This window comes from Aquibacillus koreensis (genome assembly GCF_025154055.1).
Taxonomy (GTDB): Bacteria; Bacillota; Bacilli; order Bacillales; family Amphibacillaceae; genus Aquibacillus_C; species Aquibacillus_C koreensis.
On sequence record NZ_JAOALK010000007.1, the window covers coordinates 75183 to 91379 of the forward strand.

Annotated in this window: 20 protein-coding genes; 9 read left to right on the forward strand and 11 right to left on the reverse strand. The window is 37.5% G+C overall.

Features of this window, described 5'->3' with window-relative positions; translation table 11 throughout:
- Positions 1–49: 49 nt before the first annotated feature.
- The 5 genes from NYQ66_RS01450 to NYQ66_RS01470 all read right to left on the reverse strand — a co-directional run bounded on the left by NYQ66_RS01450 (position 50) and on the right by NYQ66_RS01470 (position 4872).
- Positions 50–2194 carry a sensor domain-containing protein gene (locus NYQ66_RS01450; protein WP_259866068.1) on the reverse strand — a complete coding sequence of 715 codons (2145 nt, stop codon included), beginning with the start codon at positions 2192–2194 and terminating at the stop codon, positions 50–52.
- A gap of 205 nt (positions 2195–2399) precedes the next feature.
- The gene (locus NYQ66_RS01455; RefSeq protein WP_311201997.1) at positions 2400–3068 is read right to left on the reverse strand and encodes an SOS response-associated peptidase; all 669 of its coding nucleotides are present in this window, start codon (positions 3066–3068) and stop codon (positions 2400–2402) included.
- Positions 3069–3080: 12 nt separating this feature from the next.
- Positions 3081–3800, reverse strand: coding sequence for a lysophospholipid acyltransferase family protein (locus NYQ66_RS01460; protein ID WP_259866073.1), 720 nt, complete (start codon positions 3798–3800; stop codon positions 3081–3083).
- A gap of 35 nt (positions 3801–3835) precedes the next feature.
- Positions 3836–4210 (reverse strand): DnaJ family domain-containing protein, encoded by a 375-nt coding sequence (locus NYQ66_RS01465; RefSeq protein ID WP_259866075.1) that lies wholly within the window; start codon positions 4208–4210, stop codon positions 3836–3838.
- Positions 4211–4224: 14 nt separating this feature from the next.
- Positions 4225–4872, reverse strand: coding sequence for an MOSC domain-containing protein (locus NYQ66_RS01470; protein ID WP_259866076.1), 648 nt, complete (start codon positions 4870–4872; stop codon positions 4225–4227).
- Between the two features lie 141 nt (positions 4873–5013).
- Here NYQ66_RS01470 and NYQ66_RS01475 point away from each other — a divergent pair, with 141 nt between their 5' ends.
- The 4 genes from NYQ66_RS01475 (at position 5014) to NYQ66_RS01490 (ending at position 8811) form a co-directional block, all read left to right on the forward strand.
- Positions 5014–5145 (forward strand): YflJ family protein, encoded by a 132-nt coding sequence (locus tag NYQ66_RS01475; protein WP_259866078.1) that lies wholly within the window; start codon positions 5014–5016, stop codon positions 5143–5145.
- Between the two features lie 296 nt (positions 5146–5441).
- A complete protein-coding gene (gene mreBH / locus NYQ66_RS01480; protein ID WP_259866080.1) occupies positions 5442–6449 on the forward strand; it encodes a rod-share determining protein MreBH in 1008 nt (335 codons plus the stop codon).
- Positions 6450–6861: 412 nt separating this feature from the next.
- Entirely contained in the window at positions 6862–7218 is a 357-nt protein-coding gene (locus NYQ66_RS01485; protein WP_259866082.1) for a DUF1428 family protein, read from the forward strand.
- Between the two features lie 123 nt (positions 7219–7341).
- On the forward strand, positions 7342–8811 hold the full coding sequence (locus NYQ66_RS01490; RefSeq protein WP_259866084.1) for a UDP-N-acetylmuramoyl-L-alanyl-D-glutamate--2,6-diaminopimelate ligase: 1470 nt from the start codon (positions 7342–7344) through the stop codon (positions 8809–8811).
- 109 nt (positions 8812–8920) lie between these two features.
- Here the strand turns inward: NYQ66_RS01490 and NYQ66_RS01495 are convergent, their stop codons facing one another.
- From NYQ66_RS01495 to NYQ66_RS01505, 3 genes are all read right to left on the reverse strand, one after another.
- Positions 8921–9142 carry a YdbC family protein gene (locus NYQ66_RS01495; protein ID WP_259866086.1) on the reverse strand — a complete coding sequence of 74 codons (222 nt, stop codon included), beginning with the start codon at positions 9140–9142 and terminating at the stop codon, positions 8921–8923.
- Positions 9143–9205: 63 nt separating this feature from the next.
- Positions 9206–9913: an anti-sigma factor gene (locus NYQ66_RS01500; protein WP_259866088.1), complete on the reverse strand. Its 708-nt coding sequence runs from the start codon at positions 9911–9913 to the stop codon at positions 9206–9208.
- Positions 9913–10485: an RNA polymerase sigma factor gene (locus tag NYQ66_RS01505; RefSeq protein WP_259866090.1), complete on the reverse strand. Its 573-nt coding sequence runs from the start codon at positions 10483–10485 to the stop codon at positions 9913–9915. Before NYQ66_RS01505 ends, NYQ66_RS01500 begins: the two co-directional genes overlap by 1 nt.
- Before the next feature lie 137 nt (positions 10486–10622).
- Between NYQ66_RS01505 and NYQ66_RS01510 the strand changes: the two genes are divergently transcribed.
- Genes NYQ66_RS01510 through NYQ66_RS01520 form a run of 3 tightly spaced genes read left to right on the forward strand, consistent with a single transcriptional unit; the run spans position 10623 to position 13769 of the window.
- Complete coding sequence (locus NYQ66_RS01510) at positions 10623–11780, forward strand: COG1470 family protein (protein ID WP_259866092.1); 1158 nt, start codon at positions 10623–10625, stop codon at positions 11778–11780.
- A gap of 2 nt (positions 11781–11782) precedes the next feature.
- Positions 11783–12739, forward strand: coding sequence for an ABC transporter ATP-binding protein (locus tag NYQ66_RS01515; RefSeq protein ID WP_259866094.1), 957 nt, complete (start codon positions 11783–11785; stop codon positions 12737–12739).
- On the forward strand, positions 12723–13769 hold the full coding sequence (locus tag NYQ66_RS01520) for an ABC transporter permease (RefSeq protein ID WP_259866096.1): 1047 nt from the start codon (positions 12723–12725) through the stop codon (positions 13767–13769). The genes NYQ66_RS01515 and NYQ66_RS01520 overlap by 17 nt, the downstream gene beginning before the upstream one ends.
- Positions 13770–13786: 17 nt before the next feature.
- Here the strand turns inward: NYQ66_RS01520 and NYQ66_RS01525 are convergent, their stop codons facing one another.
- The 3 genes from NYQ66_RS01525 to NYQ66_RS01535 all read right to left on the reverse strand — a co-directional run bounded on the left by NYQ66_RS01525 (position 13787) and on the right by NYQ66_RS01535 (position 14937).
- Positions 13787–14314 carry a GNAT family N-acetyltransferase gene (locus NYQ66_RS01525; protein WP_259866098.1) on the reverse strand — a complete coding sequence of 176 codons (528 nt, stop codon included), beginning with the start codon at positions 14312–14314 and terminating at the stop codon, positions 13787–13789.
- A gap of 94 nt (positions 14315–14408) precedes the next feature.
- Positions 14409–14621, reverse strand: a complete 213-nt coding sequence (locus tag NYQ66_RS01530) for an RING finger protein (RefSeq protein WP_259866100.1) — start codon at positions 14619–14621, stop codon at positions 14409–14411.
- A gap of 13 nt (positions 14622–14634) precedes the next feature.
- Positions 14635–14937 (reverse strand): DUF5658 family protein, encoded by a 303-nt coding sequence (locus tag NYQ66_RS01535; protein ID WP_259866102.1) that lies wholly within the window; start codon positions 14935–14937, stop codon positions 14635–14637.
- 342 nt (positions 14938–15279) lie between these two features.
- On the opposite strand from NYQ66_RS01535, the gene NYQ66_RS01540 reads away from it, so the two are divergent.
- Both NYQ66_RS01540 and NYQ66_RS01545 read left to right on the forward strand, forming a co-directional pair.
- Positions 15280–15645 (forward strand): XRE family transcriptional regulator, encoded by a 366-nt coding sequence (locus tag NYQ66_RS01540; protein ID WP_259866104.1) that lies wholly within the window; start codon positions 15280–15282, stop codon positions 15643–15645.
- A gap of 9 nt (positions 15646–15654) precedes the next feature.
- Positions 15655–15786 carry an anti-repressor SinI family protein gene (locus tag NYQ66_RS01545; RefSeq protein ID WP_259866107.1) on the forward strand — a complete coding sequence of 44 codons (132 nt, stop codon included), beginning with the start codon at positions 15655–15657 and terminating at the stop codon, positions 15784–15786.
- Positions 15787–16197: the final 411 nt, after the last annotated feature.

The window sequence follows — 16197 nt, forward strand, 5'->3', positions numbered from 1 at the left end:
CAGAAAATAGAAGCATGACCGAATGTAGGTTATGCTTCTTTTCTTCAACTCAGTTACTTTTTACAGTCATCAATTTCTCAATCTCTAACGGTGGTAGTGGTTCACTAAAGAAATACCCTTGGTAATAATCGCATTGTTGTGTACCAATAAAGGATAAAATCTCTGGGTCTTCCACTCCTTCCGCAACTACTTTTAAACCGAATGTATGTGCAATCTGAATCATCGCTTTCACAATTTCAGCATTACTTGCATCTGTTAATGCATTCTTGATAAAGGACTGATCTATTTTTAAATAGTTGATTGGAAATTTACGCAAATATCCAAAAGAAGAATATCCCGTTCCGAAGTCATCAATTGATAATGAAATGCCTCGTTCACGAAGTTTATTCATTGTATTGATGCAGTCCTCCGTATTTTGCATGACACTATTTTCTGTTATTTCAATTACTAAATGCGATGGATCCATACCCGTTTCTTCAATAATCCGGAACACTTTTTCTGCAAAATCATTCCGTTGCAATTCAATTGCAGATACATTGACCGCAATCGAAAAAGGATCCATCCCTTTATCCATCCACTCTACATGTTGTTTACACGCTTGACGAATGACCCATTCACCCAACTGAATAATTAAACCCGTCTCTTCTGTAAGTGGAATAAAATCATTAGGCGGAATATACCCACGCTCCTTATGAAACCAACGAACTAACGCTTCCATTCCGATAATTTCACCCGTTACCACATTTACCTTGGGTTGATAATGTAACATAAATTCATTTTTATGTAAGGCCGCTCTTATTTCACCTTCTAGTAAAATTAAACTATTATACTTTTTGTTCATGTTAGGGGAATAAAATAACTTACTATTCCTACCACTAACCTTCCCGTAATGGACAGCAGCACTAGCATGATGAATTAATTCATCTGGCGTAATACCCGTTTGTTTGTGGTTACTAATACCGATCGTCGATGTTACATAAAACTCTTTACTCGCAATCGGAATTGGCTTTTTAATACTTTTAATCATTTCATCACTAATAAGATCCACCTGTTGATGAGAGCCGTGCATGATCGCTATGAATTCATCGCCACCGTACCGATACAACTCCCCCTGATCTCCCAAGATTTCTTCGAGCCGTTTCGCTACTACTGCGATCACTTTATCTCCTGCAAATTCACCTAAAGCATCATTAATATACTTTAAGCGATCTATGTCACATAGCAAAACAGAAAAAGGATATTGATCCCTTTTCTCAAGATGTGATTCCAGGTCAGATCTGAATTTACTTCGATTTGGTAAATTGGTTAAAGGATCGGTATAAGCAAAGTATTTAATTTGTTCTTCCGCTTCCTCTAACGATGTAATATCAACAGAAGATCCAATCACTTCCACTACTTGATCACCCTCCATAATAGGAGAAAGCATCGTATATAAGGACAAGTCACCAATTTTATATTTAAACGTCACCTGCTCACCACGAAAAACCTGATCCAATTTCTCTTGGATAAGTAACGATTTAATCTGCAGATTTTGATCAAAGACCATACCATTGGAGAAAGCAATTTTTTTCGCTAACTTACCTTCAACCATCGTGAAATAGTAACCTTCATCCGTATCACTCATTTTCACACGAAACACGAGATTCATTAACTCTTGTAGTACACGCCGGTAATCATTATTTAATGCCTCTACCAATTGTTCTTCAATATTCTTTTTCTCCGTGATATCATTTCTAAATGCTATAAATGCATGCACCGTTCCATCATCATGCAAAATAGGAACGATGGTAGTTGATAACCAGATTAAAGAGGCATCTTTCGCTCTGATTTTTATTTCCCCGTTCCAAACATGCCCGGCCAATATCGTATCCCACAAGTCTTTAAAAAACGCAGAATCATGATATCCAGAATTAATAACCCGATGCGTCCGATTTAATAATTCGTCTTTCGAATATCCTGTTATCTTACAAAAGTTATCATCAACATATTTAATTTGTCCTTTGGGATCAGACATCGTGATCGTAGTCGATTGATCAATGGCATATTTAAAATCCTTCAACAGCTTCACTTGATCTTGCACATACGATTGCAACTCATCCACGAGACTTTTGTTCCCATCAACTTTAGAAAGCTGGTCGTAGATATCGTGTAATTTCGTTTCGTCAAATATATTATCTATGCTAAATATAGTCATGTAGGTCACCTTGGATTCATAATAAAAGCTTATATAATAGTTTAGCGAATTAATTCTAGTAAAAATAGAACTTATCAAAACAAACGACAGAAAACACCTTTTTTCGCTACTTCCATATAATAAAAAACTACCTAGATTCTATATCCAAGCAGTTCTTCATCATTAATATATTCTCCAGAAAAAGCTAAACTCCTGCTTATTCCTATTAAATAAGTGGTTGGATACATGTTTCATCATCATGTTTCACTGCATTCACCTTTGTACTTACATCGTAAGCTACCATTGTTTCTGTCGAAATTCGTGTAACAAATTGATGGATATGACCAATATCACGTTGGACAGGAAATAACCAATCCATTTCTTTTTCTTTCGGCAAAATAACTGGCATTCGATCATGAATCGGTCGCATAAATGAATCGGCATCTTTCGTTAAAATCGTACAAGTAAACAGAGAATTATCTCCTTGTCGCCACTGGTCCCAAAGACCAGCAAAAGCAAAGAGTTTTCGATCTTTCATCATAATTCTTTTCGGTTGTTTTCCTTCTTCCGTCTTTTGCCATTCATAAAAGCTATCCGCTAAAATTAGGCAACGTTTTCTCGATAACAATTGTTTAAAGCTAGGTTTCTCATGGGCAGTTTCACTTCTAGCATTAATCATTTTATAGCCAATCTTCGAGTCCTTTGCCCACGAGGGAACTAGTCCCCATTTTAGAAAACCCGCTCTTTTCTTCTCACCATCGTGAATAATTGCAAGTACTTCTTGACCAGGAGCAACATTATATCGTGGCTGATGTGAGATCTCGTTCTCTACGTCATATTCTCTTAAAATGTCGAGTTCATTCGCATCTAAGGTAAAACGTCCACACAATGTCATTCATCCTTTCCATTAAGAATTTGCTTGAATTGCTCTTTCTACAGCCATTTGAATTTGACCAGCTAACTCTGTATTCTTTTTATCTTTATATTCATTCGGATAAATCGGATCACAAACTTCTAGGTAAACATCTGCAGGTTTAATTTTACCATCGTTCGCTTCTAATATTTTATACGTGCCCTCAATCGCGATCGGAACAATCGGTACCTCTGCTTTCGTGCCTAGCCTTAAACTCCCAGACTTAAATTCGTTAACCTTGCCACCCCGACTTCTTGTACCTTCTGGAAAGATAACCATGGACTGCCCTTGTTTTATATTTTCTATTCCTTCGTTTATTACCTTTATTGCCCCTCTGCGATCCGTACGGTCAATAAATACACAATGCATTTGTTTCATCCAGGCAGGGATAATCGGAATTTTTTTAATTTCTTGTTTTGCTATAAATCCTAATGGTTTCCCCGCATATCCAAGTAAAACCAAAATATCGAATAATCCTTGATGATTACAAACAAATAAAACGGGTCCATCTGGTAACTTATCCATTCCCTTTGTATGCACACGGACCCCAATTTTTTTTATTACATTCTGTGAAACCTGTTTCGGTGTTTCAAAGACTTGTTCATTCTTATTCTCAATTGAAACCGTATTTGGCATTCTTTTTACTTTTATCAAATTAGGTACACTTTTAAATACTAACCAACCTGCATATACGTATATGAAAAGACTTCTCATCTGCTTCTCCTCTTGTCATCGAGCTATTTTTTTATTTACCGCCCGATTCTGCGATTTATTTGCCCACTGTATCGATGGAATGCTTTTGATTTATTTATTTGTCTTTTTTCCAAGAGCATTTGATATCGAATCTCTTTTTCTGTTAATTTTCTTTCCAAAGTTCCTTTTTCCCCTTCATTGTCACAGGCGTCAATTAATTCTCTTAACGATACGATCTCTTTATTAAGCTGTACCTCTTCCGGAAGAAACCCTGCATTTTTCATAATTCGGTAGCCCATTCTCATGTCATCAGGAACACCTGACAAATCATCTTCCGGTAAAGGTTTACCACTTCCCGGCAAGTTATCAAATACACCATCTCGAGCAGCTTGTTTTATCCTTTCTTCTGCTAAGGAATCAAATAATCCCAAGACAATCCTCCGTTCTATGTCAATTTTATCAATCTTTTTGTTAAAGACGCGCGCAGCGAAGCGGCAAGCGCATCAACCTCAAGTATCTTTCTAATTCGATTTTCATCTTGCCTTTCGTGAAATAGGCTTTGATGAATGTAAGCAATACTTACTTTGTTTTCGTCTTTTTTCATCAATGTTAACTGATCATTTGGTGACACATAACCCTCTTTCAAAACTCGGAAATAATAACCGGTGAAGCCAGTTTCCGTAACAACTGCGGGAATATCTTTTATTTGATGCACTTCTGCTATTTTGTAACAGGGCTGTCTCGGTTGACTCACTTGAATTTCGGCCTCTCCAAGTGTAAACACATCCCCAACTGATACATCCTCTTCTAATAGACCATCAATAGTTATATTCTCACCAAAGGATGGCATGTTAAATTCTTGACTGTATTGTGTTTGCCAAAAATTGTAATGGTCTTTTGCATACATTAATAAAGCCTTATCTTCTCCACCATGGTTTTTACGGTCAGCCTGTCCATCACCAGTGAAGCCTAGCTTTGATAACCACACTTTTTCGTGCACAGGTTGTTTAACAAAACCCGTAAACAACTCCTTGTTATTCCACGTGTACGCCCTAGGCTTCCCCACATTTAAAGAGATCACTTGATAGTTCACAATCCATCCCCTCCGAACTTATAAATTCTGCATTACCTTATTATATCGCTTTCATAAAAGAAGCAAAACGTTATATTTTAAATTGGTAAAAACAGATGTTACAATCACCACGTAAGCAATTTTTGGGAGAGGATGATAGGGATGCATATAGGAAGTAAAGGTTGGTACGTTGAAGAACTTAAGAATATTGGTGTGCGTCGACATGAAGGACGCAAAATCGAAAAATATAAGAAGCACGTACTTGCAAACCTATTAGAAGAAAAGAAAAACTAAATAACAATTCGAAGCAGGACTATAAAGATCCTGCTTTTTTTATTCCCTATCTGGGACAAACTTATAATAAAGCACTTCTTTGATAATAATATAAAATAGAAAAAAGTGTTGTTCCATAAATTACTAATCTTCCTACCCCCATAAATATCCTGTATAATGAGAAATGCTATGAAAGGAAGTAGCAAGGAATCAAACAACGATCTTATTAACTAATGGATATCATAACTCAATAATAATCCCCTTTGATAAGGTTTTTATGTAATGAATAGAAAAATTAACACCATGGAGGAACGATCATGTTTTCAAATGCAGAAATTGGAATAGATCTAGGAACTGCAAATATCTTAGTTTACACAAAAAATAAAGGCATTGTTTTAAATGAACCTTCTGTTGTAGCAATTGATGTGCGTACCAATCAAGTCGTAGCAGTAGGAGCAGAAGCAAAAGAAATGGTAGGTAAAACACCAAGAAATATCGTACCTATTCGTCCACTTAAAGATGGTGTGATTGCTGATTATGATATTACAGCACAAATGTTAAAAGAAATTTTGAAAAAGGTTAGCAAAAAAGTAGGGATATCCATGCGCAAACCTACAGTTGTTGTTTGTACACCATCTGGAAGTACATCCGTGGAAAGACGTGCGATCCATAATGCCGTCAAAAGTTTTGGTGCAAAAGAAGTGCATCTTATTGAAGAACCGATCGCCGCTGCAATCGGGGCTGACTTACCTGTAGAAGAGCCAATCGCTAATGTGATCGTCGATATCGGCGGTGGAACTAGTGAAGTAGCTATTATCTCCTTCGGCGGTGTTGTTTCTTGTCACTCCGTACGAGTTGGCGGGGACAAAATGGATGAGGAAATTATCCAGTATGTCAAAAAGCATTTCAATATTTTGATTGGCGAAAGAACGGCTGAAAATATTAAAATGGAAATTGGATATGCATTAATTGACCACGTGGAAGAACTAATGGACGTGCGTGGTAGAGACTTATTAACCGGTTTACCTAAAGTCATAACCATCACTTCTAAGCAGGTACAGCAAGCAATCCGAGAATCATTAGAATCCATTTTAGATACCATTCATATCACATTAGAAAGCTGCCCACCTGAACTTAGCGGTGACATTGTTGATCACGGCATCACCCTAACTGGTGGCGGAGCGCTAATTAAAGGCATGCAAGAATGGATTTCTAATGAGATTTATGTCCCTGTGCATCTAGCTCCTAACCCATTAGAATCGGTTGCCATCGGAACAGGAAGATCTTTAAAAATGATTCATAAATTACAAAAAGCGTTGAAGTAAGTGCAGAAAAGACTTGGAGAGAGTGATCCAGGTCTTTTTTGTTTCACTTTTGGGTGTGTTCAGTACCAGAAACTGAATTATGTGGGATTGTTACTGAATTAACGGGAAAACTTACTGAATTATAGGTTAAACTCACTGAATTAACGGGGAGACTTACTGAATTATTGGATAAACTCACTGAATTATCACCTGAAAGCTAAAATGTTGAATGCATGCGCTAAATTGTTCTGTGTTTCCGCTAAATTAAGGAGTGTTCGCGCTAAATTAACGGCTGTATGCGCTAAATTATTGATAAACTCGCTAAATCAGCCCCACAAACTAGCCAGAACGCGTCCCTCTCCACAAAATAAAATGTGGACATTCACACATCTCTAGAATGGGCATATAGTGGCTTCAAGGGAGAGTGAATGTTATGTACACAAACATTTATTTTTACTTCATTCATAATGAAAATGTTACATCTTTTATTGATATAAAATCACGCATGGCTGATATCATGCTTGGATATGGAGCATTAGAAGATGAGATCTATCACACATCAAATAAGGTTGTGCATAAAAAGAGTAGACAGCTTTTAACATTGTTACGCCCGAAACCAAAAGAGGAAGTGATGCTTGGGCAAACGATGTTTCGTAATAAGTCCCACTTTGAAGAAGTAATGCTTAAAGTGAATGCAGATAAAGAATTTGCAGAATTAAACGAGCAGTTTTCTAAAATAATTAATCGAAAAAAAATAATTGTGGGTGCTTTTTCATCAGATGGTTCTTGAACGACTTTTGTCGTTTTTTTGTTTTTCGGTTTAAAACACTTCAAAAAAGTGAATAAGAATGGATACTCAGAAAATGGACAACTTATTGTTAGTAGCTATCAATTTTTTTGTGAGGTTGAACATATGCAGACATCTGAACTATTCTCTTACTTTACTATTAAAACAGTTATTGGGGAGCTCCCCCTAGAAATAGACCATATACACGTTGATTCCAGAGAGGTACAAGAAAACAGTATCTTTATTTGCACGAAAGGCTTTACGGTTGATAGCCATGAATTTTATCACGAAGCAATTGATCGAGGGGCAACCGTTATCGTCTCAGAAAAAGCACTTGATGTGGATGAGAGTAAGGCTGCTGTCGTGATTGTAAAAGATACGTATAAGGCATTGGCACACATCGCAAATAAATTTTATGATTATCCATCGTCAAAACTTAATATTTTCGGGGTCACAGGCACCAACGGCAAGACGACGGTGACAACGCTTATTTATCGCCTCCTACAACATGTTAACCAAAAAGCCGCATTAACGGGAACGATCGGTTTTGAGATGAATGGGACGAGAATGAAGAGTGAAAACACTACATGTGACCTCCTCACTAACCAAAAGCTCTTACAAGAGACCGTTGATCGTGATATTAGCAATATGGTGATGGAAGTTTCTTCACACGGCCTTTGTCAAGGTCGTCTTTGGGGCATTGATTTTGACGTCGTAACATTCACTAACCTTAGCCAAGATCACCTCGATTACCACGACTCGATGGAACAGTATGGATATATTAAGGGACTTCTTTTCGCACAATTGGGACAAGACTTAAAAAGAGAAAAGTATATCGTGCTAAATGAAGACGATCCCTGGTTTAAAACATATAGTTTTTGGTCCCCATTTGAGGTGATTTCCTACGGCTTACAGACGGATGCTGACTTTACCGCAAGTAATATCCAATATAAGAGTGATCACACAACCTTCACGTTACACTCTCCTGAAGGTGAATATGACTTAAAAGCACCACTGCTTGGTGAATTTAATGTGTATAACATTCTTGCTGCTATGGCTTCTTTATTCGCAAAAGGAATTCATGTTTCGGAAATGGTCGAAGCTTTTATAGACATGGAACCAATTAACGGACGAATGGAGAAGTTGAAACTAGACGTACCTGTAGATCTATATGTGGATTATGCACATACTTCAGACGCCATCGAAAAATCAATCCAAGCCATCTTACCATTCAAGCAAAAAAGACTTATTTTCCTTGTTGGAACGGGCGGAGATCGGGATCCTCATAAGCGACCTGACATGGGGAAGAAGGCTTCGGCAGCAGATTATGTCATCCTAACAATTAACGACCCACGAACGGAAGATCCAAATAAAATAGTAGCAGATATGGAAAAAGGAATGCTACACGAAAACTATGTAACAATTACAGAACGGAAAGCTGCGATCGCCCATGCGATTGAAATTAGTGAACCTGGTGATATTGTTGTTTTCGCAGGAAAAGGACAAGAGGATTACCAAGTTGTTGGAACTAAAAAAGTTCCACATAGTGATTTTGACCTCGCACGTGAATTTGCTGAAAAGAAATACAAAAAGTAAACAAGCCTGAGAAGGGGAACTGGCAAATATCGCAGTCCCTTCTTAGGCTTGTTTGAATCAATCAAACGTTTGATTATGATTTTCTCACACGAAGTACTCCATTGCAACTCTAGGCTTGCCTTTTAGCTAACAAAGCCACAAGGGTACTCGCCTCTTCGTTTGATAAGGTAATGCCCTTTCCCATCTTTTCATGTTCTGGCGCCCAATCGCGGATATCATATTTTGGTTCTCGACCATTCCAACTAACTAAATTCAATTCCTTATTCCAACCTTTTGCCGACTCCGATAACACACCAATATGTTCCACTATTTCATACTTTAGTTCTGCCATGATTCACAGCTCCCTTATCGTATTTTCTATACCATTTTTACATATTCATACCACACTACACCACTATCTATTTACCAAATCCACAAAAAATGTATTCGGTCCCGTTGGGGTTTCACTTCCTCCTACCGGTTCGAGGCTTGCTTTTATTGTACTCCATTGATCGATCTGTGAATCTGTCCACAACAACTTCGTAAACCCATCTTTAACTGTTAATACATTACCATGTACATCCTCGTTTTGATAGACAATCCAAAGTTGATGGTCATAGGAACCTGTATCCGTAAGTCCATTTACTTCAAGCACCATTTTATTATTCGTTTCATTAATCCAAACGTTCCCAGTCAGATTCTGTTCATTTGATACAGGGGTAATCTCAAGCCTATCCGTATCGGGTTGGTTCTGAATAGCATGGATTAATTGATCTTCCGATTGGTTTTGCGTGTGTATCGTTTGCTTTGGCATCGTAATCAATCCAACTAACAACAATATAGCCGCAGCTACACTACTAGCGATTACCAATGCCTTTCTTGGATCGCGACGTTTTTTAGTAAACCTTTCCTTTTCTATTTCCACATCCAACCTCTGCTTCACCATGGTTGAAGGGCTTAACGCTTCCTGCACTTGAAGCATTTCATTCCAGCTCAAACATACTTGCCTACAATCTTCACAGCTATTTAGGTGTGCTTGATAAGTCCCTTTCTCTTCTTCATTTACATTCCCTAGAAGATAATCAATAATCTGCTCTTCTGTTATATGCCCCTTTACCCGCATTACTTTTCACCCCCACTAGAATTCATCCAATGCACTAATGATTGATGCTTCCTGAGATTGTTTATGCCATATCTTATGATTGATTTCACCGACCCTAATGGGATATGCAATAAATCTGCCAATTCCATGTGCGTTCGGCCATTAAAGTAAGCCTCATAAATAACTTCCCGTTGCTTTTCCGGAATGTGTTGCAAGGCATCTAATAAAATATCCCGTTCTATTTGACTTAAAACATAACTATCCACTGCTGTTACCTCTTGATTTAATATCGCCTCTAGTTTATTGACTAATACTGGTTTCTTTTTCCGAAGTCGATCCAAACACCTGCTTTTTGTTTTTATAGCTAACCACGCCTTAACACTACCTTTACTAGGACTGTATTCGTTTGATTTTTGAAATACCTCAAGAAAAATATCATGACATACATCTTCCGCTTCTACTCGATCTCCTAAAATCTTATACGCAATCTGCAATACAAATCGATGATGCGTTTCATAAAAGAGATCAAATGCTTGCTTCGAACCGTCCGCAATTTGCAGCATCATACGCCGACTTTCACACGTATCATTCATTTTTAACCCCTCCTCTATAAACAACCTTTTTTACTTAAAATTTTATAAATTTTTTTAAAAATTGCAAATCCAAAATTAAATTTTTTTCGTAATAATTTATAGAATTTATCATTTCAAACTTATTGGAGGTATAAACCATGGGAAAAAAATTAATCATTACTTTTATCGCATTACTAACTTTAAGTCTAGGTATAGGTGGGAATGCAATCCATGCAGATGAATCCCTTACTTTATTCACTCCTTATACCGGAATTTCTGTTACACCAGGGGAAACGATTAACTATCCAGTTGAGGTGATGAACACGAGTTCAAGCGTACAAAACCTTACCTTCGCATTAGAGGACTTGCCTGAGGGGTGGACACAATCGATTACTGCAAGCGGAAATGATATTCGTCAATTATCAGTTAAACCAAACGATCAGCAACAAATAAATGTCGAAATAACCATTCCGTTACTTGTAGAAAAAGCGGATTACAGCTATCAGTTAGTTGCAAATGGAAATGGAAGTGCGAATGCTACCTTACCTTTTTTAACAACCGTTTCTGAACAAGGAACTTTTAAAACCGAATTAACATCCGATCAACCAAACATGGAAGGTCATGTTGATGCATCTTTTTCTTATCAAGCATCGTTAAAAAATAGAACGGCCGACACGCAAAACTATGCGCTGAGCAGTGGCGTGCCAAATGGGTGGAGGGTTCAGTTTCGAGCAGATAACAACAATGTGAATTCTGTTCAATTAGAGCCAAATGAAACGAAAGACATTACCATCAACGTGACTCCTCCAGAAAATGCCGTTGCGGACACGTACACTATTCCAATCAAAGCATCGACAAGCAGTACATCTGCAGAGATTGCTTTAGAGACAGTTATTACTGGGTCCTACGACATTCAAATATCTTCACCGTCAGGAAAGTTAAGTACCGATATTAATGCAGGCGGAAAAAGAACCGTGGACCTTGTTGTAGAGAACATTGGTACGTCAACATTAACAGATGTGGAGATCACCTCATCAGCTCCACCTAATTGGGACGTTGCATTTGACCAAAGTAACCTCACAGAAATCGAAGCTGGAAAGTCTAAAACGGTAAAGGCAACAATTACAGCACCTGATGATGCAATTGCTGGTGACTACGTGACTTCATTCACCGCTGAGACTCCAGAAGCCTCGTCTGATGCCGCGTTTCGCGTATCGGTTGAGACGTCAACACTTTGGGGATTTATTGGGGTCTTCATTATCGCGGTAGTCATTTTCGGTCTATACTTTTTATTTAAAAAATATGGGAGGAGATAAACGTGGCCACATCGATCATAGAGCTAAAAGAAATTACCAAACAATATGATGATCAACTCGCTGTCGACCACTTATCTCTTTCCATTAAAAAGGGTGAGATATTCGGTTTATTAGGACCTAATGGCGCCGGTAAATCAACTACGATTCTTATGATGCTCGGTTTGAGTGAACCAACATCCGGGACTGTTCATGTATGTGGACTTAACCCTACACGGCACCCACTTGGAGTGAAACAAAAAGTGGGTTATTTACCTGACGACGTTGGTTTTTATCAACACATGACAGGGCTAGAGAATTTAATGTACACTGCTGCCCTTAATGGAATGTCAAGAGAGGCTGCATACAAAAGAGCCATGCACGTCTTAGATCAAGTAGGTCTAGTCGATGCCGCCACTAAAAAAAACGGAAAATATTCACGTGGAATGAGACAAAGATTGGGCTTAGCCGATGTTTTAATGAAAAAGCCTGACGTTATTATTCTAGACGAGCCAACATTAGGTATTGACCCGGAAGGTATTCGCGAGTTACTACAATTGATCAGACACCTAAATGAACAGGACGGGATCACCGTATTATTATCATCCCACCAATTACATCAAGTACAACAAATTTGTGACCGTGTGGGTATTTTTGTAAAAGGAAAATTACTTGCTGAAGGAAATATCGAAAGTCTTGCAAAGCAACTTTTTTTTGAGGATACATTTGTTGTGAATGTATTTGCTGATCCGATTGATGACTCCCTGATTCAATCCATTCACGATATTCATGGGGTGAACCGCGTTGAAATGAACCACTCAACGATGGATGTTTATTGCCAGGAAGATGTTACACCAGATATTGCTCGAACTATTATCCAACATGATCGAGCTTTATATCATATCAATAAAAAAAATTACGGCTTAGACGAAATCTATCATCGTTATTTTGAAGGGCGTGAGCTTAATGAAGCTACTAAATAACTTGCCGAAGCTTCGTCTTCCATCGGCCTTTAGCTCAATTACCATAAAGGAAGAGCGAGCAACTAGTCATAAGGCATTTCAAGCGATCGTACGTAAAGAGTTCACCGATTATATGACAAGCTGGCGCATTATCATTTTATTAATTATCATTATGCTCACGTGTTTCGGTTCTCTTTATACAGCTTTAACAACGATCAATGATGCAATGGATGCTTCGGATGACGCCAAGGAAATTGCAAAAGAATCGTTCTTATTTTTAAAGCTATTTACAGTCTCTGACGGAACGATGCCATCTTTTATCCGTTTCGTTACGTTTTTAGGTCCTTTACTGGGTATTGCCTTAGGATTTGATGCGATCAATTCTGAACGGAATAAAGGGACCTTAAGTCGCTTAATGGCTCAACCCATTCCAAGAGACTATGTCTTGAATGCAAAGTTCACAGCAGCCTTACTAATCAACATCGTATTATTTTTCTCACTAGGGTTGTTAGTGACTGCATTAGGCATTTTGATTATTGGGATTCCACCGAGTTTTGAAGAGTTTGCTAGAATTGGATGCTTTTTAGTTTTATGCATCTTCTATATTGCCTTTTGGCTAAATCTTGGCATTCTCTTTTCAGTCCAGTTCAGGCAAGCAGCAACATCAGCACTATCCGGCATTGCCATTTGGATCTTTTTTAGCATCTTTTATTCTATGATCATTGAAATGATCTCCAAAACAGTGTTGAATCCGGAAACAATAACAAGTGAAGCCCAAGCCATCGATAAGCAAGGATTTATACTAAATCTAATGCGTTTATCACCAAACTATTTATTTAGTGAATCCACTACTACACTATTATCACCAACGGTTCGAAGTCTTGGACCTTTATCGCAAGAACAGACGATTGGAGCAGTAGCTGGACCATTACCACTTGATCAAAGTCTATTATTGATCTGGCCACAATTAACTGGTCTGATCGCTGCTACGATGATTTGTTTTGCAATTTCTTATCTATTGTTCATGCGACAGGAAATTAGATCAAATTAGAAATTAGAAAGTGACGCTCATCCATCAGTATGAACGTCACTTTCTTTCTCTATCGCATATACAATTAATTGTTTTTCCCATTTTTCTACCATTTTTTGTTTTTGCATCCCGATTCTTTTGGCTACTTTTATGGATGGTTCGTTAGCCGGGTCGATTAATGAGATCAATTGGCCTATTCTTAGTGTATGTAATCCGTAATCCACACAAGCCTGTGCTGCTTCGGTAGCGTATCCCTTTCCCCAGTGGTCCCGAACAAATAGATAACCAACTTCCATCTCTACTTTCCCATCCACTTTCTGCGGAACGAGTCCACATTGCCCTAAAAATAAACCAGAATACTTGCATTCCACAATCCAAAGACCTACACCAAATATTCTATAATTGTTTTTATTCCAAACAATCCAGCGAACCGTTTCCTCTTTGTTTTTACGATTTGGATAGTATTTCATTGCAACCGGGTCATCAAAAATCATTTGTAGACGCGATACATCTTCCATATCCATCTCACGAAATGCAAGTCGCTCGGTCTTCCATAAATACTGCACTTCAACCTCCCCCTCAAGTTCTATCCCTTACCTAATAATGCCACTTTCAAACCTCTGAAACCAAAAAAGAAACAGAAAATCTGCTTCTTCTCATTCAAATATATGTAGAAACATTCGTTTTCGTTTGCTCTTTCCCTTCCAATGTGTACAACTGCAATAAACTATTTGGATTTCTTTTATAAGTAGATTCTGCATCATAGGCTCTCAGTGTTGTAATATTCATTCCACAAACAGGACAGTTCCACAAACCATTTTTTTGGCTACTAAAAGATAATTGAAAACAATGATTACATGTTTTTTTATACATATTGTCACTCCCATTAAATTTGTAACAACCAAATGGCATGCAAAAATAACGTACAAGTATATAAAAAGGCAGCTGCTAAAGTCAGACTTTTCATCCAGCCTTTCGAAAAGGTCAAACGACTACTGAAAACAAATAAAAGTAAACAAATAGATAATGCTAGTTTAGTTATAAAAAAGACTGTTGGGCTTTGCTCGTATAAATGGTTCATTACCGGGTTTAATTCCTTAATATATGCATGTTTTAAGCCATATATGGTAACTACACCATCGAACAGATTTAAAATAGCTAAATAGATAAACAAATATTTGACAAACATACTAACCCTCACCTTAAGTTCTCTATAAAGAACAGATTAAGCTATAAGAAAGACTTTGATAACCATTATGGCCTAGTCAAAGTCTTATTAAACAGAACTTTAATAATAAGGGAAAATCATTGAATATCTATAGTAAATATATAATAAATGCCTGATTTGATAAATACTTAAATTTATTCAAATTTCTTGATTAAGAACATTATACATCCAAATTCTTCCGTTTTCATGCGTTTACTCAGATTATCATATTTTTTATAGAACAATATGTGCTATATAATGAACATATGTAGTAGAATAACCTTTATGACCGTTCGTAAGCGAATAAACATTAAGGAGAATAGCATGATTGGAGAAAGAATCAGATTACTTAGAAGAGAAAAAGGACTTTCTATCACGAAGCTTGCTTCATTAGCTGGCATATCTAAATCCTACTTAAGTTACATTGAACGAAACATTCAAAAGAATCCATCATTACAAGTTCTATCGAAAATAGCGATCACCCTAGATACCACTATTGAATACTTATTAGGTGAACAACAAGAAATGTACACAACCTCCTACATGAAGCAAGATTCCAACATGATCGATGAAGAATGGGAAGTTCTTTTTCAAAAAGCTATTGAACAAGGGATGAGCAAGGAGGACTTCATGGAAATCCATGATTTCGTTAAATATAAAAATTGGATGTCCTCACAAAAAAAGGTATAGGAGGAACTAATGGGAGAGCTGGGATCGGAAACAGTGGATAAAGAATGGATTTTATTAATGATTACAGCAAAGCATTTGGGTTTAACGGCGGAAGAAATACGAGAATTTCTAAACTCCGATGAATCGAACATACAACATTAAATAGGCTAGGGTATGGATTATCATCATCCGCACCCTAGTTTTTTTGCCTCTTTTCAAAAGCATTGTTGCTTTTATAATGTCGGAGTTGATGTAAAATCCGTCGTAACAAAAAAGTAAAATATTTAACAATGTACTAGCTAACTTTTGGGAATTGGATCCCTCTCTGACTTCATTCTGCTCTCGAGGTTTTTTCTTGTCCGTGATCGCACACTTCTCTGACTTCATTCTGCTCTTGAGGCACTTTCTTGTCAGTGATCGCACACTTCTCTGACTTCATTCTGCTCTCGTAGCATTTTCTTGTCCGTGATCGCACACTTCTCTGACTTCATTCTGCTCTCGTGGCACTTTCTTGTCCGTGATCGCGCACTTCTCTGACTACTTTTCGAATTCCTGCTTTGGAAATGTCAGAAG

Coding starts and splice junctions, on each gene's coding strand:
- NYQ66_RS01510 (WP_259866092.1), top strand. CDS start 10,623: ATGGGAAAAAAATTAATCATTACTTTTATCGCATTACTAACTTTAAGT.
- NYQ66_RS01535 (WP_259866102.1), bottom strand. CDS start 14,937: ATGTTTGTCAAATATTTGTTTATCTATTTAGCTATTTTAAATCTGTTC.
- NYQ66_RS01540 (WP_259866104.1), top strand. CDS start 15,280: ATGATTGGAGAAAGAATCAGATTACTTAGAAGAGAAAAAGGACTTTCT.
- NYQ66_RS01450 (WP_259866068.1), bottom strand. CDS start 2,194: ATGACTATATTTAGCATAGATAATATATTTGACGAAACGAAATTACAC.
- NYQ66_RS01505 (WP_259866090.1), bottom strand. CDS start 10,485: ATGAATGATACGTGTGAAAGTCGGCGTATGATGCTGCAAATTGCGGAC.
- NYQ66_RS01545 (WP_259866107.1), top strand. CDS start 15,655: ATGGGAGAGCTGGGATCGGAAACAGTGGATAAAGAATGGATTTTATTA.
- NYQ66_RS01455 (WP_311201997.1), bottom strand. CDS start 3,068: ATGACATTGTGTGGACGTTTTACCTTAGATGCGAATGAACTCGACATT.
- NYQ66_RS01500 (WP_259866088.1), bottom strand. CDS start 9,913: ATGCGGGTAAAGGGGCATATAACAGAAGAGCAGATTATTGATTATCTT.
- NYQ66_RS01475 (WP_259866078.1), top strand. CDS start 5,014: ATGCATATAGGAAGTAAAGGTTGGTACGTTGAAGAACTTAAGAATATT.
- mreBH (WP_259866080.1), top strand. CDS start 5,442: ATGTTTTCAAATGCAGAAATTGGAATAGATCTAGGAACTGCAAATATC.
- NYQ66_RS01495 (WP_259866086.1), bottom strand. CDS start 9,142: ATGGCAGAACTAAAGTATGAAATAGTGGAACATATTGGTGTGTTATCG.
- NYQ66_RS01520 (WP_259866096.1), top strand. CDS start 12,723: ATGAAGCTACTAAATAACTTGCCGAAGCTTCGTCTTCCATCGGCCTTT.
- NYQ66_RS01460 (WP_259866073.1), bottom strand. CDS start 3,800: ATGAGAAGTCTTTTCATATACGTATATGCAGGTTGGTTAGTATTTAAA.
- NYQ66_RS01490 (WP_259866084.1), top strand. CDS start 7,342: ATGCAGACATCTGAACTATTCTCTTACTTTACTATTAAAACAGTTATT.
- NYQ66_RS01530 (WP_259866100.1), bottom strand. CDS start 14,621: ATGTATAAAAAAACATGTAATCATTGTTTTCAATTATCTTTTAGTAGC.
- NYQ66_RS01485 (WP_259866082.1), top strand. CDS start 6,862: ATGTACACAAACATTTATTTTTACTTCATTCATAATGAAAATGTTACA.